This window comes from Collinsella sp. AM12-1 (genome assembly GCF_003472325.1).
GTDB lineage: Bacteria > Actinomycetota > Coriobacteriia > Coriobacteriales > Coriobacteriaceae > Collinsella.
This window is the reverse complement of the sequence record NZ_QRLS01000001.1, coordinates 1-20433: the sequence shown is the minus strand read 5'-3', so window position 1 is coordinate 20433 and position 20433 is coordinate 1. Positions and strand designations below refer to the sequence as shown.

Below are 20433 nucleotides of genomic sequence, written 5' to 3'. Positions count from 1 at the left end.
CGCGGGCCCCTTGGACGACGATGCGCCAAGGGGCCCGCGTCTGCTATTTACAAAAGCTCGGCCTTGATGGTGGGACTTTCTGCGAGCTGCTCGGCTGCCTTTTCGTTGGAGCTGTCGAGTGCTGCCAGACTGCGGTAGACCCACTCGTTGACCTGGGTGTTCTTGACGCCTGCGGTCTGCATAAGGGCGCCTACCTCGCGGATTGCTGCGAACAGATCGGCCTTGGGACCCGCGAGCTCGACCTCGATACCGTGGTAGGCGGCCACGCCGCGGTTCTCACTCACGTGGTCGATAAAGCCCTCGACGGTCTCAAGCTGCTGGGCGAGAGCTGCATCATCGTCAACGTCCAGCGCGACGAGTGCGTTCGATACCGTGAGGGCGGGATGTCCGCAGGGGACAAAGCCCTCGATGACATCCATAGCTTCGGTAATGGTTGAGCCCAGGCCTGCGAGGGCATCGACGAGTTGCTGCTTGGTATCCATAACGGTCCTTTCGACGGGTCAATTTTGCTTGGCGAAAATATACGTGACGCGATCGGTAACAAAAGTGCGAAGTGCGGCGCACATTGGGGTCTTCACAGCTCGTGCATAGAACAGCTGTCCGCTTTCAGAACGTGGTAAGATAACACTCCACAAGCGGGGCTCGCCCCGTATGTTCCTTGAAAAGTCGACGGTTATCGGGTGTTTGCAGGCCCGATACCATCCAGACTTTCCCGACATTCGGGGGCGACTGGTTTCGACACGATAGCTCTGAGAGAGGAAGCAAGCCGAGGTCTCCTCGCCTCGTTAAACAGGGGTACCGTCAAATTGAATTGACAACAACTCTTCTTTTGAGCCTATGGCTCTCGCTGCTTAATTTATAGCGGCGCGTCAACCCGGTGATTTCCCCGACACCGGCGCGACGTCATCTTAGGGGAATGCTCCTGCGCACGTAATCGGTATGGCGCGGGCTAAGACCGAACCGGTTAGGACGTCGCGAGCGTGTCGCTGCGCGCAAGGCGTCCGAGACTAAACCAGCGACTGAGCTTGGAGATGCCAATCAGGGGGCTTTCGTGGACCGGAGTTCGATTCTCCGCGCCTCCACCATAAGTAACAGGCAGGTAGATATTCGTATCTACCTGTCTTTTTATTTCTAGTCCGTACCGCGGAGAATCGAACTCTGTGCAGGGCGCGGGCGTTAAGCAAACGCGAAGCGTTTGTAGCCCGCGGGCGAGGGCGGCGGCAGCCGGCCGAAGCCGGTGCAGCAAATACGCGGATTCTTCGCGCAAAGCTTCAGCCCAATATAGATGCGATGTTTATCGAATTTCAGCTGGCCTCGCCCAGCATCAACGGATCCCCCGTACCGCGGAGAATCGAACTCTATGCAGGGCGCGGGCGTAAAGAAAACGCCTCAGTGACGCAGAGTGGGACGCGTTTTCCCAATGACTGCCCAGGCGGAAACCGCATCCCGGAATCTAAGCTCGGAATGGGATACATTTTCCGGATGACGCCTCAAGTGGAAGCTGCGACCCGGAATCGAGCCGTAGAGTGGGACATGCTTTCCCCATGGCAACCCAGGCGGAAAGCGCATCCCGGAATCGCCCCTCAGAACGGGACGTGCTTTCCGCCAGCCGCCCCCTCAACTCCAAAACCCATGCGCCCTCCATCCCAAAACTGGGTAGAAGAAAGCCAAAACGCAATCGCAGGAGGTCAATATGACTGCAGAAGATAAGGCAAAGAACGCCGGCAAGGTCGCGCTCGTCTTGGAGGGTGGCAGTTTTCGTGGGCAGTTTACCGCCGGCGTGCTCGACGTTCTCATGGAGGCCGGTGTCGAAATTCCGGCGGTGTACGGCGTTTCGGCCGGTGCGCTCAACGGCGTCAACTACAAGTCGCACCAGATCGGTCGCGTCAATCGCATCAACCTGACCTTCTGCAATGACAACCGCTACATGGGTGCCGCATCCTTCGCATCCACGGGCTCCATCGTGGGTTACGACTTTATCTTCAACGATATCCAGGACCGCCTGGATCCCTTTGATAACGAGACGTTCGACGCCAGCCCTATCGAGATGTACGCCGTCGCGACGGACATGCTGTTTGGAACCGCTGCCTACCTGCCGGTCAAAAGCGCCGTGCTCGACCTCGATGCCGTGCGTGCCTCGACGTCGCTGCCGCTGGTGACGCCGCCGGTCGAGATCGACGGGCACAAATACGTCGACGGCGGCGTAGCCGATTCGGTCCCCATCGAGCACGTGCTGGAGGAGGCGGGCTTCGATCGCGCGGTTGTCATTGTCACGCAGGACCGCTCGTACGAGAAAAAGCCCTACGAGTTTATGCCTGCCGCGCGCGCCCGCTATGTCGACTACCCCTATCTGCTCGAGGCTATCGAGACGCGCCACGACCGCTATAACCTCCAGCGCATGCACCTGTGGAAGTATGAGCGCGAGGGCCGCGCGCTGGTCATTGCTCCGCAAAAGCCGGTCGAGGTCGGCCATGTCGAGCACGATCCGGCAAAGCTTTTGGACCTGTATATCCAGGGCCGTCAGGAGGCAAAGCGCTTGCTGGGAGATATCGAGGCGTTTGTCGAGCGTTAACGCTGCGACATCACGGCTCGTGGATGACATGTGCAGAAACTCTGGTCGGAGCCAAAATACCTGTTGACTCGTACGGCGGGCGGGGTAATATGGACGGGTTACTTGCAGAGCCCCGTGAATCTCTGTAACAACACGTACTGTACATGGAGGAGTCTAAGTGATTTCGAAATCGACTCACTACGCCAAGCAGGGCGAGGTCCAGCGCAACTGGGTTCTCGTCGACGCCGATGGTGCTGTCCTGGGCCGTCTTGCCACCCAGATCGCAATGATCCTGCGCGGTAAGAACAAGCCCCAGTTCACGCCCAACAGCGACTGCGGCGACTTCGTTGTCGTCATCAACGCCGATAAGGTCCAGCTTACCGGTAACAAGGCCGACACGAAGACCTATTATCGCCACAGCGGCTACAACGGCGGCCTCAAGGCTGAGAGCTTCCGCCAGGCTATGGAGAAGCACCCGGAGAAGGTCATCGAGCGCGCCGTTCGCGGTATGCTGCCCAAGACCACCCTCGGCCGTGCCCAGATGACCAAGCTTAAGGTCTACGCTGGTGCCGAGCATCCGCATGCTGCCCAGAACCCCACGAAGATTGAGCTGGAGGCTTAAAGATGGCTGAGAACACCGTTGTCTACCAGGGTACCGGCCGTCGTAAGAACGCCGTCGCCCGCGTCCGTCTCGTCCCCGGCACCGGCAAGGTGACCATCAACAAGCGTGACGCCGAGCAGTATTTCGGCCGTCATCAGCTCGTTGAGAACGCCCTTGCTCCCTTCAAGGTGACCGACACCGCCGGTCAGTTCGACGTTATCGCTCTGTGCGATGGCGGCGGCATCTCCGGTCAGTCCGGCGCTCTGCGTCTGGGCATCGCTCGCGCTCTTCTGAACGCTGGCGACTACCGTGCTGACCTCAAGAAGGCCGGTTTCCTTACGCGCGATGCTCGCGTGGTCGAGCGCAAGAAGTACGGCCTCAAGAAGGCCCGCCGCGCTCCCCAGTTCTCCAAGCGCTAAGGTTTTATCTCCTTTCGAGATACAATGTACAAGCGGGGCCTGCCGATTCCTCGGCGGGTCCCGCTTTTCTTTTTCGACTAGGGTGGGCGGTTGCATATCGCCTGCTAGGGAAGGAGCGATCCTATGCCCCAGAACATCTTCGGTACCGACGGCGTCCGTGGCGTCGCCAATGCCGACCTCTCGTGCGACCTCGCGTTTCGCTTGGGCCGCGCGGCGACCAAGTTCCTTGGTCCGGATATCTGCGTCGGCCGCGACACGCGTCTTTCGGGCACCATGCTCGAAAGCGCTCTGACCGCCGGCATCATGGCCGAGGGCGGCCGTCCGCATTGCTGCGGCGTCATCCCCACGCCCGCCGTGGCGCTGCTCACCGTTCAGAACGAGCTCGACGGCGGCATCGTCATCTCCGCTTCGCACAATCCGCCGGAGTTCAACGGCATCAAGTTCTTTAGCCGCAAGGGTATGAAGCTTCCCGATGCTGTCGAGGAAGAGATCAGCGCCTGGGTCATGTCCGAGGAAGCCATGGCTGCCGATACGCTGCCGACTGGCGCCGGCGTGGGCCACATTATCAAGATGAAGGACGCTCGCAAGGCATACGTCGACCACGCCATCGATACACTTGATGGCCTGAGGCTCGATGGCCTAGTCGTTGCCGTCGACTGCGGCCATGGCGCCTCTTGCCAGACCACGCCCGCCGCGCTGCAGCGCCTGGGTGCCACGGTCCATGCCATCAACACCGATTACTGCGGCACCGACATCAATGTCGAGTGCGGCTCCACTCACCTTGAGCCCCTGCGCGAGCTCGTGCTGCGCACCCACGCCGATATCGGCCTGGCCCACGACGGCGACGCCGACCGCGTACTGTTCGTGGACAGCGAGGGCAATGAGATCGACGGTGACTACATCCTGGCTATCTGCGGTTCTGACCTCGCCGCCCGCGGCAAGCTCGCCAACTCCGAGATCGTCTCGACCGTCATGTGCAACCTGGGCTTCTCCATCGCTATGAAGGAGCAGGGCTTCGAGATGGTTCAGACCGCCGTGGGCGATCGCTACGTTCTGGAGCGTATGCTCGCGGATGGCGCCGTCATCGGCGGCGAGCAGTCCGGCCACATCATCTTCCTGGAGCACAACACCACCGGTGACGGTCTGGTGACGGCTCTGCAGCTGCTGGCCGTGCTCAAGCGCACCGGTCGTACCCTCACCGATCTTGCCGGCATCATGAAGAAGTACCCGCAGGTACTCGTCAACGTGCATTCCGACAACAAGGCTGGTCTGGATGATTGCCAGCCCATCTGGGATGCCGTCGCTGCTGCCGAGAAGGAACTTGACGGCCGCGGTCGCATTCTGGTGCGTCCGAGCGGTACCGAGCCGCTGGTCCGCGTTATGGCCGAGGCCGAGACGCACGAGCTGACCCAGCGCGTTGTCGACGACATCGTCGAGGTTGTCAAGCGCGAACTTCCCTAATGGTCAAAAACGAGTGCCAAGTGGTAAACTGTTAAGGCTATTTTGGTCAATTGGTATGTCCGAGGGGGAGAATGTTCACTAAAGTCCTAAGGTCTTTTGGTATGCGTGGTCGAGTCCTTACGCTGGATGCTCCCATCTCGGGCGACGTCATTCCGCTTTCCGAGGTAAACGACCAGACATTTGCCACCGGCCTTTTGGGCCAGGGCGTGGCGATTCAGCCTACCGGCACGCGCGTGATTGCGCCGGCAGACGCCAAGGTCGAGGCCATTTTTCCTACGGGACACGCTGTTGCGCTTAACACGGTCGATGGCTTGGACGTGCTCATCCACGTTGGTTTGGACACTGTTCAGCTCGAGGGCAAACACTTTACCGTACATGCGCAAGTGGGTGACATCGTCCATAAGGGCGATGTGCTCATTGAGTTCGATCGCGAGGCAATTGCTGCCGAGGGCTACGATGTGACGGTTCCCATCTTGGTGTGCAACTCTGTTGAGTTCTCGAGCATCAAGGGCTCCGTTGGCGTGCATGTCGAAGAGATGGACCAGCTCATCGTTGCTCGCGAGCGCTAGCAAGTGCACGTGGCCATTAGCCTACAATTCAAACACGTTTACGGAGGGCGCCCTTGAAAGAGGACGCCCTCCGTGGCAAGATGGGATTTGTCCGAAGCTAAACGGCTTTGGGTCACCGTGGACGGGCAGGGGCCTCGACGCGGCTAGACACGAGACACATACATTACGCGACCTCGCCCTGGTGGCCGCACACGTTGGTTGCGGCCGACGCGGGCCGCGGGCAAGTGCTTGTAAGGGGAGCCTTGCCTCTCTTGTACGAGAAAGGACGCGTAATGAAGATCATTAAAGCTAAAGACTACGAGGATATGAGCCGCAAGGCCGCCAATATCATCTCGGCACAGGTTATCCTCAAGCCCGATTGCGTGCTGGGTCTTGCCACCGGCTCCACCCCGATCGGTGCCTACAAGCAGCTCGCTGCTTGGTACGAGAAGGGCGACGTCGACTTTGCCGAGGTCAGCACCTACAACCTGGACGAGTATCGCGGCCTTTCGCACGACGATCCCCAGAGCTATCACTACTTCATGCGTGAGAACTTCTTCGATCACATCAACATCGACCTGAACAACACGCATGTGCCCGACGGTTCCAACCCCGACGCCGCCGCTGCCTGCTCTGAGTACGACAAGATCGTCGCCGCCGCCGGTTACCCGGATCTGCAGCTGCTCGGCATTGGCAACAACGGCCACATCGGTTTCAACGAGCCCGATGACCACTTCTCCAAGGGCACGCACTGCGTCGACCTCACCGAGAGCACCATTCAGGCCAACAGCCGCCTGTTCGACAGCATCGACGATGTTCCCCGTCAGGCCTACACCATGGGTACCCAGACCATCATGTATGCCCGCATGATCCTAGTCGTCGCCAACGGCGAGGCCAAGGCTCAGGCCGTGCATGACATGTGCTATGGTCCGGTTACGCCCGCGTGCCCGGCTTCGATCCTGCAGCTGCACACCAACTGCGTTGTCGTTGCCGACGAGGCCGCCCTTTCGCTCTGCGAGTAGCGCGAATCCTGCATCTCGACATAGCCTTGCCTAAGGCCTCCGCTTTGCGGGGGCCTTTTTGTTATCCCTCTCCGCCCGCTTGACCAAAATCTTGCCGCAAGCTTGACGAATGCCGGATGCCCAACAGCTTGATTCATTCCATACCAGATTCTATGCAAAAATGCCACTAAAAGGTCGTAGACGGTAGCGGGTGCTAGGCGAGTTGAATGACATAGCTGAACCTTGTTCATTTGCGTTACACTGCCGCTTAGATGGGACAAGCTGACAAGCTCATTTACCTGCTTAAAGACCGATTAGTCGGGGGATTAATAACAATCGGCCCTCGCTGTACAAAAACTTGCCGCTTGCGTACCAAAAGACAACCTAGAACACAAGGTCGCTCTATTCATAGCGCGGCTTGTATGGTCTTGCGGTTACAGTGTCCATACGGTCGAGTTGAGGAGCGGGCATGGTAAACGATTTGGGCAGTATGGACGACCTCGAGCTGATGCCGCTGGGCGGTGGCTATATGGTGCGACGCGAACGCTTGATGAATGAGCTTCTCGCCAAGGGCCGAAAGGCCGGCATCGTGGTTCTTTATGCGCCCGACGGGTTTGGGAAGACCTCGGTGCTGCTGCAGTACACCTATGAGGTTAAATGCGACCCGACGCGAGGCCCCGTGCGGATTATCGAGGCCGATCGCGCCACTGGGCGCGAGGTGTTTATGCAGCTCGAGGTGGTTACCGAAGAACTCAAAGACAAACCGCACTCCCTTATCGCGATTGATAATGTGCCAAACCTCGATCAGCACGATACCGAAGACCTCATCGACAGGATTCGCGGCCTGCGCGCTATGGGGGTGGGGGTCTTTATCTCCTGCCGTCCTTCAAATCGTCAACTGATTCATGGGCTGGGCGATTCGGTTAAGATCAATGCGCAGATGCTCAAGGTGCATGCCTATGAGTATTCGGCGTGGGCATCGGCGTTTTCGATCAGCACATCGCTCGACTTCTATCAGCTTACGCAGGGCGTGCCCGAGCTCGTCTCGGCTATGCAGTCGGGACTATACGGGCAGGGAGACGTTGCCCAGATGCTCGAAAACGAGATCGTCAATATCTACGGCGCGGCACTTGTTGATCTGGCGTCGCTCGAGAACAACGCCCTGTTTAGCGTGGCATGCTTGATGGTCTTAATGGGTGAGGGCAATATTTCGGAGCTCGAGGCTTGCGGTGTTAGGCTTTCGGCGATTGACCAGTCCTATCTTGTCCGCGATTATCCCATTTTTGGCGTTGATCCGGCAGACCGGAGCTTTACCTGCTTGGGTACCGAGGACAACGCACGCCTACGATTGCGCAAGCTGGTCGCCGAAATTCGCCCCGAACTCGTTGTGCGGGCGGCGCGTATATTGATTAAAGCGGGGCGCTGCGATATCGCGATGGACCTCGCCGACGCGTTTTTGGACCGCAGTGCGGTGTTGGAGTTTGCCGGGCAGTATGGGGTCGATCTGGCCCTGACAGGGCATGGAGGGGATGTCTGCCGCGCGGCGCTGGGAAAGTCCGAGGCAGATGGCCAGGCATCGGAGCCGACGCCTGACGAGGCGCTCGGCATCTATCTGGCGGCGGTGAGCGTCTCCAATACAAAGCTCGCGCGGTATATGGCCTCAATTATCGAGCGTGCGGGCGAGCAAGCGATTTGCGAGCTCGATCCCGTGTCGTGGAAGGTGGCGCACGCGTTTACGGCCGCCTGTTATGGAGATAGCGGTCTGGGGCTTCCGGCAAGCCGTACAGCGTTGGAAAGTGAGGCGTCTTGTGCCGCACTCGACATGCTGTCCGCTCATGTCGAGATAAAGCATGGGCTGACCGAGCGGGCGAAGGGCGGTGAGATCCTCGCGGGGCTCAAAACGGATAAGGCCTACGATTGCGAGCTCGATATCGCGGGGACGTTTGTGCGGGCGGACCGCATGTTGACGGAGCTATTTGATGGATCGTATGCGGGGGTCGATGAGCGTGATGACGAGATGGCCCTGACGCTCGAGGCACTCGAAGCGCGTGGAATCCGAGCGCTCGCCATCTGGGTGCGCATGGTGTTATCGGCGCGGCGCCTGCTTGCCGGCATGCCGGTGACCGACGAGCAGGCATTCAATGAGCTCGACCGTTTTGCCGTGCGCGTGCGTGACAATCAAGTCCAGTTGTTTGGCTTGATACTGGAAGGCTGGCAGTCGCTGGCCGAGGGGCGTCCGGTCAATGCCAAATTCCGTGCGGTGCAGGTGCTCAGGCTTGCCGAGGAATCGATTGGATACATACGCGACAACGCACTGCTGCTAGAGCGCGCGGCGTACTTACGCAATACATCGATGGTATCGGTGCGCGAAGAGGCAGAGCTGCTCGATTTGAGTCGGACGCAGGTCGGTGGTGCCGAGGCTTGGATGGTGGCGCTGCATTTGGCCTGTGCGGGCCGAGATAGCGACCTTGCAGCCTGGATGTCCATGAACCGCCCAGGGATTTTGGATCCGTCGTATCGGCTGTTTGCGCGTCTTGCGATGCATTGTCTGGGTGAGCCGGCTGCTAGAATTCGAAAGAAGCTCCCGGTGCGCGAGCTGTCGCGATATTCGCTGCGTGACGACTTTGAGGGCGAAGGCGAGCGTCTGTTCCAGGCCGGTGATGCCGAGGGTGTCGATGCGATTGGCCATATCGAGATCCGCATGTTTGGGGCGTTTCGCGCCGAGCGCGACGGGTTTCCCATCACGGATAAGATGTGGCGCCGCAAGAAAGCGGCGACGCTTGCCGAGCGGCTTGCGCTGGGTATGGATGCGCTGGTCGACCGCGAGACGCTGGCTATGGAGCTGTGGCCCCATGCCGAGTTCAATAGCGCTCGTAACAATCTGTACTCGACGATATCGCGCCTGCGTTCGGCCTTGGGGCCGACACCGGACGGCAAGTCGTGTGTGCTGATCCAAAACGAGTGCATTGGGCTTAACGGCGATTACGTCAAGACTGACGTGCGGTTGTTTGATCAGATAAGCCGCGAAGTTTTGGGAAATCGCACAGGTGCGCGCGGACCCCATCTGGTCGAGCTGTGCCTTAAGATCGAGCAACTCTACGCCGGCCCGTTGTATGTTCCCAATGGCTGTAATCCCACCTACTTTTTGCGTATGCGACGCATTATGGAATCGAAGTATATCGACTGCATGATTCGGGGCGCGAATGCCGCCCTAGAAGAAAACGACCTGCAGTCGGCGGTATGGCTGGTGGAGTCGGGGCTGCGGCAAGAGACGGCGCGCGAGGACATGGTGCGTTGCGCTATGCGCGTCTACGGTGCGGCGGGGCGACGACGCGATATCGTCGAGCTGTACAGTGGACATATGCATCACCTGAGGGAGCAGGTCAATGGCGTGCCCGAGCCCGAGACGCGGCGTCTGTACGAGCGCTTGGTGGAGGGCAGGCTCAACCGCGTGCTCGTCGAGCGATAAAAAATGAGCGTCCGAATTGCTCGGACGCTCGCAAGCTTAATGTATGTTGGCTCGCCGGATCGTTGGCTCTTAGACGAGCTTAATCTTCTCGATATCCTTGCGCGAGGACTCGCGATACAGCGAGAACTTGCGGCCGATAACCTGGACGACCTCGGCATGGCAGCGATCGGCGAGCTCTTCGGCGGCCTCGCGGGCGGAAAGGCTGGAGCCGTCCAGCACGGAGCACTTAACGAGCTCGTGCTTCTCCAGGTAGGCGACCGTCTGCTCGACGGTGCCCTCGTTGATATCGGACTTGCCGATGATGATGGCGGGGTTGAGGTGATGGGCCATGCTGCGAAGCTGCTTGACCTGGGCTCCTGTCAGTGCCATGGGTTCTCGCTTTCTATGTATGGGGCGCCCCGCGATGGGGCCTTAATCTACGTGAGCTGTCCCACGATAGCGCAGGAACGGCGCGGTGTGGGGCGTGTTTGCCCAGTTCAAAAAGAATGCGGATGCCGAGCGGGAGAACAGCGCGGGTTACAGGCGGACGTGTACGGCGGCCGAAAGCGGTCTATGGACGGCCCTAAGAGACCGGCTCCCATGCAATAAACGCCCAACGGACCTTGCGGACGTGGTCGAGCATGTAGCGTCCCTGCGGCACGCCCTTGGACCCCGGCTCGCCAGCATGGGGATTTTCAGTCATATGCTGAGCAACGTAGTCGCGCAGACGGTCGATCTTATCCTCGTTACCGCGCTCGAGCATGCGGGAGAAGTCCGCCACGCCCGCCTCAAGGCTATCGAAGGTATCGCGACGAGGCGATTCAAAGTACGTAACCTGCGGCAGGGCACCCATCTGAACGAGGATATTAAAGGCATACACAAAGCCATTACTGCAGGTAACCGAGGCACCGATGGCGTTCATCAGGTGCAGGTCATAGCGTGGGCTGGAGTTGGCGACCATCGTAACAGCACAACGCCGACGAGCCGTTCGATCAAGCTTGGCAAGCGCGCCTTTTAGGTTGGTCGTGGTGACAGAACGACTGGCAAAGGCAACATCTACCGCTTTCGTGACCGGTCCAACCAAATCCCAGTCATCATCCCAAGCAAGCTCAAGCGGTGTAATGCGATCCTCGAGTCCATAGTACTCAATGCCAGCATCAAGCGTGCCCAACATAGCAGGGGAAAAGTCAGCAGCAATCACAGGATGCCCAGCCTGAGCAAGCGGAATGGCAATCGACCCAGCCCCACACCCCATATCAAGCACCGATTCACCAGGCTTTAACGCCAACAGCTTCATAAAGTCCCGGGCATACGGAGCAGTCTCAAGCGGCCGAAAATGCCGAGCCCGCTTATCCCATTCAAAAGAATCATCAGCCCGATGCCGAGCGGCCTGCAGACGCATCCATTCGCCATTCCAATCCGCAGCAAGCAGCTCAGAACGAATCTCCCCATCAACCACGGGCCAACCTCCTCACACAACAAAAAAAGCGGCCCCTCCCAAAAGAAGAGCCGCAACAAGCATATATCAGAAAAAGAACCGTTCCAACGCCAAAACGCCGCACCAGCCAAGTGGTGCAGGAGCGAAGCAACTGCAACCGGGATAGAACCCAACTGAGGTCCCGTTGTGCGGGAGCCCCGGGGAGGACAAATATATAAGGTCGATCGCGAGTTCCGCACGAGCCGGAGAGCACTTAATGTGCTCTCCGTGCGAGTCAGGACTGTCCGAGCAGGCGACCTTATATATTTGCCCTCCCCGGGGCTCCTCGCCAGCACCCCTCAGCTAGTTCTTGAGCGAGTTCAGCGGTGCCGGGAAGCGTCCACCGCGATGGGCAAGCACGGTGCCGGCGTTGGGGTTCACCGGCATGATGGGTGCACGGCCGAACAGGCCGCCGTACTCGACGCAGTCGCCCACGCCCTTGCCGATGGCAGGGATCACGCGGACGGCCGTGGTCTTGTTGTTGATGACGCCGATGGCCATCTCGTCGGCGATGATGCCGGCGATGGTCTCGACCGGGGTGTCGCCGGGGATGGCGATCATGTCCAAGCCAACGGAGCACACGCAGGTCATGGCCTCGAGCTTCTCGAGCGAAAGCGCGCCGGCCTCGACGGCGGCGATCATGCCGGCGTCCTCGGACACGGGGATAAAGGCGCCCGAGAGTCCGCCCACGCTGGAGCTGGCCATGACGCCGCCCTTCTTGACGGCATCGTTGAGCATGGCGAGCGCGCAGGTCGTGCCGGGGCCACCGCAGGTGCCCACGCCGATAATCTCGAGGATGCGCGCAACGGAGTCGCCGATGGCAGGCGTAGGTGCCAGCGACAGGTCGACAATGCCCTTCTCGACACCCAGACGATGGGCGGCCTCGCGGCTCATGAGCTCGCCGGCACGGGTGATTTTAAAGGCAGTCTGCTTAATCTTCTCGGCGACTTCCATCATCGATGCGGAATCGGGCAGTTTCTCCAGGGCTGCGGCCATCACGCCGGGGCCCGAGACGCCTACGTTGATGACGGCGTCGGCCTCGCCGCCGCCGTGGACGGCGCCCGCCATAAACGGGGAGTCCTCGACCATGTTGGCAAAGCAGACAAACTTGGAGGCGCCGACGGAATCCTCATCGGCCGTAAGCTTGGCGGCATCGATGATGGTCTGCGCTGCCATGAGCACGGCGTCCATGTTGATGCCGGCGCGCAGGCTGGCGACGTTGACGCTGGAGCAGACGCGGCTGGTGGTAGCGAGCGCCTGGGGGATGGACTGGATGACGCGGCGGTCGGCGTCGCCGATGCCCTTTTGGACGAGCGCGGAGAAGCCGCCCAGGTAGTCGATGCCGAGCGTCTCTGCCGCGCGGTCGAGGGCGTGCGCGATGGGGGTGAGGTCCTCATCCTTGCAGCATGCGGCAATCTGCGCCACCGGGGTGACGGAAACGCGCTTGTTGACGATGGGGATACCGTACTCGCGCTCGAGGTTCTCGGCGGTCTCGACCAGGTGCTCGGCCGTGTGCGTCACGTGGTCGTAGATCTTCGTGCACATGCGGTCGAGGTTCTCGTCACCGCAACCCATGAGCGAAACACCCATGGTGATGGTCCTGATGTCGAGGTTCTGCTCCTCAACCATGCCGCGGGTTTCCGCGATTTCTGCGGGCGTGATCGCCATCCTTGCGCTCCTATCTGCCAAAACGAGCATAGTCCCCTCTATTCTAACGTGCCGCACGTGCCAAGTGGCGCATGCGGCACGTTTTGGTGCGGGGTTGTTTCCGTTGTGTTACCGTCCAAAGACCTCTTCGGCGATACGGGCGCTTTCGGCGGCATCCTTGGCGTAGTAGTCTGCGCCGATCTGCTTGGCGTATTCGGGGGTGAGCACGGCGCCGCCCACGATAATCTTGACGCCCGGGACCTCGGCATGAAGCAGCTTGATGGTCTCCTCCATGGCGACGACCGTGGTGGTCATAAGCGCCGAGAGGCCGACGAGCTTAATGTCGCGCTCCTTGACGGTTTTGAGCACCTCCTGCGGATCGACGTCGCGGCCAAGGTCAAAGACGGTATAGCCGTAGTTATCGAGCAGCATCTTGACGATGTTCTTACCGATGTCGTGGATGTCGCCCTTGACGGTGGCCACGCAGATCTTACCCTTGTCGGCAATCTCGCCGGCGGGCATCAGGCGTTTGATGGTATTGAAGCCCACGCGCGCGGCCTCGGCCGAGGCCATGAGCTGCGGCAAGAAGAACTTGCCCTGGTCAAAGAGGACTCCGACCTCATCGAGGGCGGGGATAAAGTGGTCGTTGATGAGGTCCATGGCGTCGTGGTCGGCCAGCAGGCGTTCGGTCTCGGCCGCGATTTCGCCCTTGCGTCCCGAGACGACCATGTGGCGGATGGGGTCGTCATCGGCGCTTGCGGTGGTGCTTGCGGTAGGCGCGGCATCGATCGATGCTGACTGGGCGGCCGCCGGGTTGGCGGCAATCTTATACGGATCGGTCCAGCCGGCGTAGCGCTCGATGTATCCGGTCGAGCCCTCGTCCTCGACGCTCAGCACGCGATAGCTGTAGACGGTATCCATAAAGCGCTTGGAACCTGGGTTCATGATGGGGGCGTCCAGGCCCGCGCCAAAAGCGGCAGCCAAAAAGACCGAGCCCAGCAGCGGGCGGGCTGGCAGGCCAAAGCTGATGTTCGATACGCCGAGTGCGCATTTGACGCCCAGGCGCTCCTTGCACATAGACATGGCGCGCAGGATCTGCTCAGCCTGGCGCTGGTTGGTCGAGGCGGTCATGACCAGGCAGTCGATGAGGATGCGGTCCGGGCCGATGCCGTAGCGGGCGGCCTCGGTCACGATGCGCTCGGCGATGGCGAAGCGAGCCTCGGCGGTATCGGGGATGCCGCCCTCGTCGAGCGTGAGGCCGACGACGTTGGTGCCATAGTGGGCGACCAGCGGGAAGATTTCGTCCATGATCTGCTGCTTGCCGTTAACCGAGTTGATGATGGGCTTGCCGGCGTAGCGGCGCACGGCGGCCTCGACGGCGGCGGGGTCGGTGGAGTCGATCTGCAGTGGCAGCAGCGTGGAGCCTTGGAGCTGCTCGGTCGCTTGCTGGATGACCTTGACCTCGTCGATCTCGGGCAGGCCGACGTTGACGTCCAGGATGTCGGCGCCCTGCTCCTGCTGGCTGATGCCCTGGCTCACGACGTAGTCCAGGTCGCCGTCGCGCAGGGCCTGCTGCAGGCGCTTTTTGCCGGTGGGGTTGATGCGCTCGCCGATGACGGCGATCTTGTGGCCGTCGCAGGGGAGGTCCACGACCGTCTGGGCGCTCGTGACCGACATGCTGGGCTTGCGGTGACGCGTGCAGGGCGTGTGGTTGTCGATGAGGGTGCGAAGTGCCGCCATGTGCGCCGGCGTGGTGCCGCAGCATCCGCCGACGACGCTCACGCCGTCCTCGATCATGCCGGCGACGGCCTCGGCGTATTCGGGTGCCTGGATATCAAAGACGGTATTGCCGTCATCGTCCACGCGGGGCAGTCCCGCATTGGCCTGCACCATAACGGGCTTGTCGGTGACGGTGAGCATGCGCGCGGCGAGTCCTCGGAGCTCGGCCGGGCCCTGGCTGCAGTTGATGCCCAGGACGTCGGCGCCGATGGCGTCAAGGGTGATGGCGGCGACCTCGGGGCTCGTGCCCAAGAAGGTGCGGCCGTCTTCCTCAAAGGTCATGGTGGCAAAGACGGGCAGGTCAGAATTCTCGCGGCAGGCGAGGACTGCCGCCTTGATCTCGGCAAGATCGGTCATAGTCTCGATAATAAAGAGGTCCACACCCGCAGCGACGCCGGCGCGCACCTCCTCGGCAAAAAGGTCGTAGGCCTCGTCAAAGCTGAGGGTGCCCAGGGGGCGCAGCAGGGCGCCGATGGGGCCGATGTCGCCGGCGACGTAGCGGGCGCCGGCCACGCGGGCGCAGGTGACGGCCGCGGCAAAGACGTCTGCAACGGTGGCGGCGCCGTCGAGCTTGTGGGCGTTGGCACCAAAGGTGTTGGCGGTGATCACGTCACAGCCGGCGTCGACGTACTGACGCTGAATATCGGTGATGACCTGGGGCTCCTCAAAGTTGAGCAGCTCGGGCAGGGCTCCGGCTTTCATGCCGGCCGCCTGCAGCATGGTGCCCATGCCGCCGTCGAACAGCAGGTGTCCCGTGCCCTCGATGGCGGCGCGCAGACGATCGTTCTTAATGCGAAGGTCGTCGATTGTGCGCGTCTTGTATGCAGCGCCTTTGCGGCGTGCGGCATCAACGGGAGCCGCCAGCGCAGCACCGTCAGAATCATGAGTGATAAGCGGGGTAAACATCGGTGGGCTCCTAGTGGCTGGAATAGCAGGTGGTGTGGGCGGCGCGGAAGCGGCAGTGCTTACGCATGCGGCAGATAGTGCAGGTGGGGCGACTCTGGGCGTCGTGGACCTCGCCATCAAACAGGCCGATCACCGCGGTCACGCTCTTGGTGGGCATGAGCAGGCTGGTCGGTGTGACGGTAAGCCCAATGAGCCGCGTGGCGTTGAGTGCAGCCACGATCGAGCGCTGGGCCGTAAGCGGGCAGTCGCCGTAGCCGGGACTGAAGCGCCAGTTACCGGCGAGTCCGTGTGCGGCGGCCGCAGCCTTGACCTGCTGGTCCATCTGCTCGACGGCGGCTTCTACATAGGCAGAGCATGCAGCGTCGAGCACGGCTCCCTCTAGGGGCTGCTGGGCTCCCGTGGTACGCAGGCGACGCTCGGCGTCCATGCCGAGGGTGCATGCCATGAGCGCGGCAAAGCGGGCATCTTTGAGATGTCGATAGATGTCGCGACCCCGCAGCTCAACGTTGGTGCCAACCAAGCGAATGCAAGGCTCGCCCTGTTCATCGACGCCCGTGGCATCGATGGCAAATACGCGGCGCACGCCACGGGGCTCAATGTCTAGCTCCAGACGCTCAACGACAAGCTCAATTCGTCGTGACAGCTCGGGCTCAATCTGCTGGCCGCCGTAGCCCAGATAACGCAACATCTCGGCACGGTCGATGCGAGGGTGGTGGGCAGCGTCGATACGGTAAAGCGCCGGCGACGCAAGGTCGGCCGGCACTTCGACAACGGTTGTATCGATGTGCGGTTTTTCCATTACCCCAGGCGCTCCATAATGGTTGCGGCGATTGCAGGACGATTCATAGTGTACAGGTGCAGACCGGCGGCGCCGTGCTCCTTAAGGTCGCAAAGCTGACGGGCGGCATAATCTACACCGGCTGCCTGTAGGCTCTCGGGGTCGTTCTCGTACTTGGCGAGGATCTTGATGACGGGGGAAGGTAGCGATGCACCGCACATAAAGACCATGCGGCTGATCTGTGACTTGCCCATAAACGGCATGATGCCCGCGGTAATGGGCACGGTGATACCGGCCTTGTCGGCAAGCTCACGAAAACGGTAGAAGCACTCGTTGTCAAAGAAGAGCTGCGTCACAAAGAAGCTCGCGCCGACATCTTGCTTTTGCTTGAGGTATTCGACCGAAGCGTTGAGATCCTCACAGGCAATGTGGCCCTCGGGGTAGGCCGCGGCGCCCACACAAAAGCCGGCGTCGACGAGCTCGGGGATGAGGTCGCGGGCGTAGGCGTAGTCCGAGGCGGGCTTGTCGTCCTCGGTCGCGCCGGCAGGGAGATCGCCACGCAGGGCCAGGATGTTTTCCATGCCGGCCGAGCGATACTCGTCGATCTTGGCGGCGATATCGGCGTGCGACCGGCCCACGCAGGTAAGGTGTGCCACCGAGGGTGTATCGAATTCGCTCGTAATCATATGCGCGATGGGGGCGGTGGTGGCACCGTTGCCCGAGCCGCCGGCCGAGCAGGTGACCGAGACAAAGCTCGGCGAAAGCTTGCACAGATTGCCTGCCACTTCGCGAGCCGTGTCGAGGGTCAGCTCGCCCTTGGGCGGGAACATCTCAAACGAAATGGGCGCGGTGCCCTGGGATGCTGCCTGCTTAAAAACCTCGTCGACGCGCATATCGTGCTCCTTTAGATACGTAATAGTGTGATGTGTTGTAAGGATTCTACAGCACCACTGTGTCACGGTGGAGTTTCACTCGCTATTTGAGGATACTAATCAAAGATGCCTTGCTATCGGCTTTATCTATAACAGAGCGGCTAATCTAGGCACGGACTATAAAGACTGGTATTTGATGCGAAATACCAGTCAATTTAGCCCCGTCCTAAATTGACTACCCTTAAACCATGCGGGGAGGTCTGCAATTTATACAGTTCATTGGCTGTTAAGGGTGGCAATACTGCCGCGATGCGGTAACCTCATTGATTGGTTTCGCGACAGCAACACAACGGTAATGTCGCGGAAACACGGCGAGCCTAAGCTATGACTCGTTCGTTAGTAATCAACACCGCTTCTCACGCGGTGCCGATACGAAGGGAGTTCCGTATGGCCGATCTTACTGACCGCTTCGGGACCATGGTGTTCTCTGAGGAAGTCATGAAGGACTACCTCCCCAAGGACATTTGGAAGCGCCTTGCCGCAACCCTCGAGGAGGGTGAGCCGCTCGACCTGGATGTGGCCAACGCCGTCGCTCACGCCATGAAGGTTTGGGCCATCTCCAAGGGTGCTACGCACTACGCGCACTGGTTCCAGCCGCTTTCGGGCATTACTTCCGAGAAGCACGATAGCTTCCTCGAGCCCAACCACGACGGCACCGCCATTACCAAGTTTACGGGCAAAAACCTCATTCAGGGCGAGCCGGACGCCTCCAGCTTCCCCAACGGCGGCCTGCGTGCCACCTTCGAGGCCCGTGGCTACACCGCTTGGGATCCCACCAGCCCCGCATTCATTAAGGACGATGTCCTGTGCATCCCCACAGCTTTCTGCTCCTACACGGGCGAGGCCCTGGACAAGAAGACCCCGCTGCTGCGCTCCATGACCGCGCTCTCGCGTGAGTCCAAGCGCGTTTTAGCGCTGTTTGGCAAGACCCCCAAGAAGGTCGTTCCTTCCGTGGGCGATGAGCAGGAGTACTTCCTGATCAAGAAGGACGCTTACCGCAAGCGCAGGGACCTGGTCATCACCGGTCGCACCCTCTTTGGCGCTGCTCCCTGCAAGGGCCAGGAGCTCGAGGAGCACTACTTTGGCGCTATCCGCCCCACCGTCTCGTCCTATATGAAGGACCTGGACGATGAACTGTGGGCGCTTGGCATTCCTGCCAAGACCAAGCACAACGAGGTCGCTCCCTGCCAGCATGAGCTCGCCCCTGTCTACGGCGAGGTCAACGAGGCCATCGACCAGAATCTGGTCATGATGGAGAAGATGAAGCTCATCGCCTCCCGCCACGACTTGGTCTGCCTGCTGCACGAGAAGCCCTTCGAGGGTATCAACGGTTCGGGCAAGCACAACAACTGGTCGCTTGGCACCGAGTCCGAGAATCTGCTCGATCCGGGCGACACCCCGCTCGACAACCTGCAGTTCATCGTCTTCCTCACCGCGGTGATCGAGGCCGTCGATAACTATCAGGAGCTCCTGCGTGCCTCCGTTGCCTCTGCCGGCAACGACCATCGTCTGGGCGCCAACGAGGCTCCTCCGGCGATTATGTCCATCTTCCTGGGCGACCAGCTTACCGAGGTCGTCGAGAAGATCATCGATGGCAAGGCTTCCGTCCATGCCACGCGCGGCGTGCTCGACCTGGGCGCCGATACCCTGCCCAAACTGATGCAGGACAACACCGACCGCAACCGTACCTCCCCGTTTGCCTTCACCGGCAACAAGTTCGAGTTCCGTGCCTGCGGCTCCGAGCAGAACGTCTCCGACTCCAACCTGGTGCTCGATGCCGCCGTGGCCAAGTCGCTCAAGTCTTTCGCCGACGCGCTTGAGGGTACGCCCGAGGATGAGTTCCAGGACGCTGCGCTCGAGTACTGCAAGAAGGTCCTGACCGACCACCAGCGCATTCTCTTTTCCGGCGATGGCTACTCCGACGAGTGGCCCGTTGAGGCCGAGAAGCGCGGCCTTGCCAACAACAAGACCACGGCCGACGCCCTGCCCGCCTTTGTTTCCGATAAGGCCATCGCGCTCTTTGAGGAGACGGGCGTCCTGACCAAGGCCGAGGCCCAGTGCCGCTACGACTGCAAGCTCGAGAAGTACAACAAGCTCATGAACATCGAGGCCACCACGATGGTTCGCGAGGCGCGTCGTACCTATCGCCCGGTCATTACCGCCTATGCCACCAAGGTCGCTAAGGGCCTTGAGACTATTCGTGCCGCTGGTGCGGAGGCCGCCATGCAGTGCGAGCAGAACACGCTCAACAAGCTCTGCAACGGTATCACCACCATCAACGACTCCATCAAGGCGCTCGACGCCGTGCATCAGAAGGCCGAAGCCCTCGATGGTCAGGAGCAGGCCAACGTGTATGCACACGAGGTCGTTCCCGCTATGGATACGCTGCGCGCCGCCGTGGATGCCATGGAGGAGATCGTGGCCGCCGACTACTGGCCGGTCCCGACCTACGATGACATTCTGTTCTATGTGTAACAGACACGTTTGATTTTGCGTGCGAAGGGGTCTCGCCTGTGCGAGGTCCCTTCTTTTTTGTCGCCACTGGCGAAGACGGCAGAGGTTCTTGGCTGATTTGGCGCACATTTGGCGCACATTTGGCGCACATTTGGCGCGCATGCGCCGAAACGAAAACAGCCAAGACAAAAAACGAACCCGCACGACTTAACATCGCACAGGTTCGCACATTTTCGGGTTGGTGCCCCCAGCGGGATTCGAACCCGCGATATCCACCTTGAAAGGGTGGCGTCCTTGGCCGCTAGACGATGGGGACAGCGGGAAAGAGTATAGCAGACTTTTCTATCCGTTCACAAATCGTTGGCAGATTGAAAAACCACCACACAGGAGTCCTTGATTCTCATTTTCATTGCAACAGCCTCAGGACTCAG

General features: G+C 60.5%; 15 protein-coding genes, 1 tRNA gene and 1 other RNA gene. 9 read left to right on the top strand and 8 right to left on the bottom strand.

Translation table 11 applies throughout. From position 1 onward, the window contains the following. Nucleotides 1-47 precede the first annotated feature (47 nt). The gene (locus tag DW136_RS00090; RefSeq protein ID WP_117583339.1) at nt 48-482 is read right to left on the bottom strand and encodes a hypothetical protein; all 435 of its coding nucleotides are present in this window, start codon (nt 480-482) and stop codon (nt 48-50) included. Nucleotides 483-721: 239 nt separating this feature from the next. Here DW136_RS00090 and ssrA point away from each other — a divergent pair. The 8 genes from ssrA to DW136_RS00050 all read left to right on the top strand — a co-directional run bounded on the left by ssrA (nt 722) and on the right by DW136_RS00050 (nt 10050). Beyond that, nucleotides 722-1085, top strand: a transfer-messenger RNA (tmRNA) gene (gene ssrA / locus DW136_RS00085). A gap of 608 nt (nt 1086-1693) precedes the next feature. Beyond that, a complete protein-coding gene (locus tag DW136_RS00080) occupies nt 1694-2572 on the top strand; it encodes a patatin family protein (RefSeq protein WP_117583338.1) in 879 nt (292 codons plus the stop codon). Between the two features lie 157 nt (nt 2573-2729). Continuing rightward, on the top strand, nt 2730-3173 hold the full coding sequence (gene rplM, locus DW136_RS00075; RefSeq protein ID WP_022094635.1) for a 50S ribosomal protein L13: 444 nt from the start codon (nt 2730-2732) through the stop codon (nt 3171-3173). A gap of 2 nt (nt 3174-3175) precedes the next feature. Then, nucleotides 3176-3571, top strand: coding sequence for a 30S ribosomal protein S9 (gene rpsI / locus DW136_RS00070; RefSeq protein WP_022094634.1), 396 nt, complete (start codon nt 3176-3178; stop codon nt 3569-3571). 123 nt (nt 3572-3694) lie between these two features. Further along, a complete protein-coding gene (gene glmM / locus DW136_RS00065) occupies nt 3695-5032 on the top strand; it encodes a phosphoglucosamine mutase (RefSeq protein ID WP_055251011.1) in 1338 nt (445 codons plus the stop codon). Nucleotides 5033-5133: 101 nt separating this feature from the next. After that, entirely contained in the window at nt 5134-5601 is a 468-nt protein-coding gene (locus DW136_RS00060; RefSeq protein WP_306421699.1) for a PTS glucose transporter subunit IIA, read from the top strand. Between the two features lie 272 nt (nt 5602-5873). Continuing rightward, complete coding sequence (gene nagB, locus DW136_RS00055) at nt 5874-6602, top strand: glucosamine-6-phosphate deaminase (protein ID WP_055251013.1); 729 nt, start codon at nt 5874-5876, stop codon at nt 6600-6602. A gap of 448 nt (nt 6603-7050) precedes the next feature. Beyond that, entirely contained in the window at nt 7051-10050 is a 3000-nt protein-coding gene (locus DW136_RS00050) for a BTAD domain-containing putative transcriptional regulator (protein WP_118288817.1), read from the top strand. A gap of 69 nt (nt 10051-10119) precedes the next feature. Here DW136_RS00050 and DW136_RS00045 read toward each other — a convergent pair whose 3' ends face one another. The 6 genes from DW136_RS00045 to DW136_RS00015 form a co-directional block, all read right to left on the bottom strand. Further along, nucleotides 10120-10419, bottom strand: coding sequence for a YhbY family RNA-binding protein (locus DW136_RS00045; protein WP_117583334.1), 300 nt, complete (start codon nt 10417-10419; stop codon nt 10120-10122). 193 nt (nt 10420-10612) lie between these two features. Further along, nucleotides 10613-11488, bottom strand: a complete 876-nt coding sequence (locus DW136_RS00040; protein ID WP_233546499.1) for a methyltransferase domain-containing protein — start codon at nt 11486-11488, stop codon at nt 10613-10615. A gap of 321 nt (nt 11489-11809) precedes the next feature. Then, nucleotides 11810-13174 carry a PFL family protein gene (locus DW136_RS00030; protein ID WP_117583332.1) on the bottom strand — a complete coding sequence of 455 codons (1365 nt, stop codon included), beginning with the start codon at nt 13172-13174 and terminating at the stop codon, nt 11810-11812. A gap of 108 nt (nt 13175-13282) precedes the next feature. Continuing rightward, nucleotides 13283-15838: a homocysteine S-methyltransferase family protein gene (locus DW136_RS00025; RefSeq protein WP_199580116.1), complete on the bottom strand. Its 2556-nt coding sequence runs from the start codon at nt 15836-15838 to the stop codon at nt 13283-13285. 10 nt (nt 15839-15848) lie between these two features. Beyond that, nucleotides 15849-16637, bottom strand: coding sequence for a hypothetical protein (locus tag DW136_RS00020; RefSeq protein ID WP_117583331.1), 789 nt, complete (start codon nt 16635-16637; stop codon nt 15849-15851). Then, entirely contained in the window at nt 16637-17509 is an 873-nt protein-coding gene (locus DW136_RS00015) for a methylenetetrahydrofolate reductase (protein ID WP_117583330.1), read from the bottom strand. Before DW136_RS00015 ends, DW136_RS00020 begins: the two co-directional genes overlap by 1 nt. A 426-nt stretch (nt 17510-17935) precedes the next feature. Between DW136_RS00015 and DW136_RS00010 the strand changes: the two genes are divergently transcribed. Continuing rightward, nucleotides 17936-20023 (top strand): glutamine synthetase III, encoded by a 2088-nt coding sequence (locus tag DW136_RS00010; RefSeq protein ID WP_117583329.1) that lies wholly within the window; start codon nt 17936-17938, stop codon nt 20021-20023. Between the two features lie 218 nt (nt 20024-20241). Here DW136_RS00010 and DW136_RS00005 read toward each other — a convergent pair. After that, a tRNA-Glu gene (locus tag DW136_RS00005) sits at nt 20242-20318 on the bottom strand. Between the last annotated feature and the right edge of the window lie 115 nt (nt 20319-20433).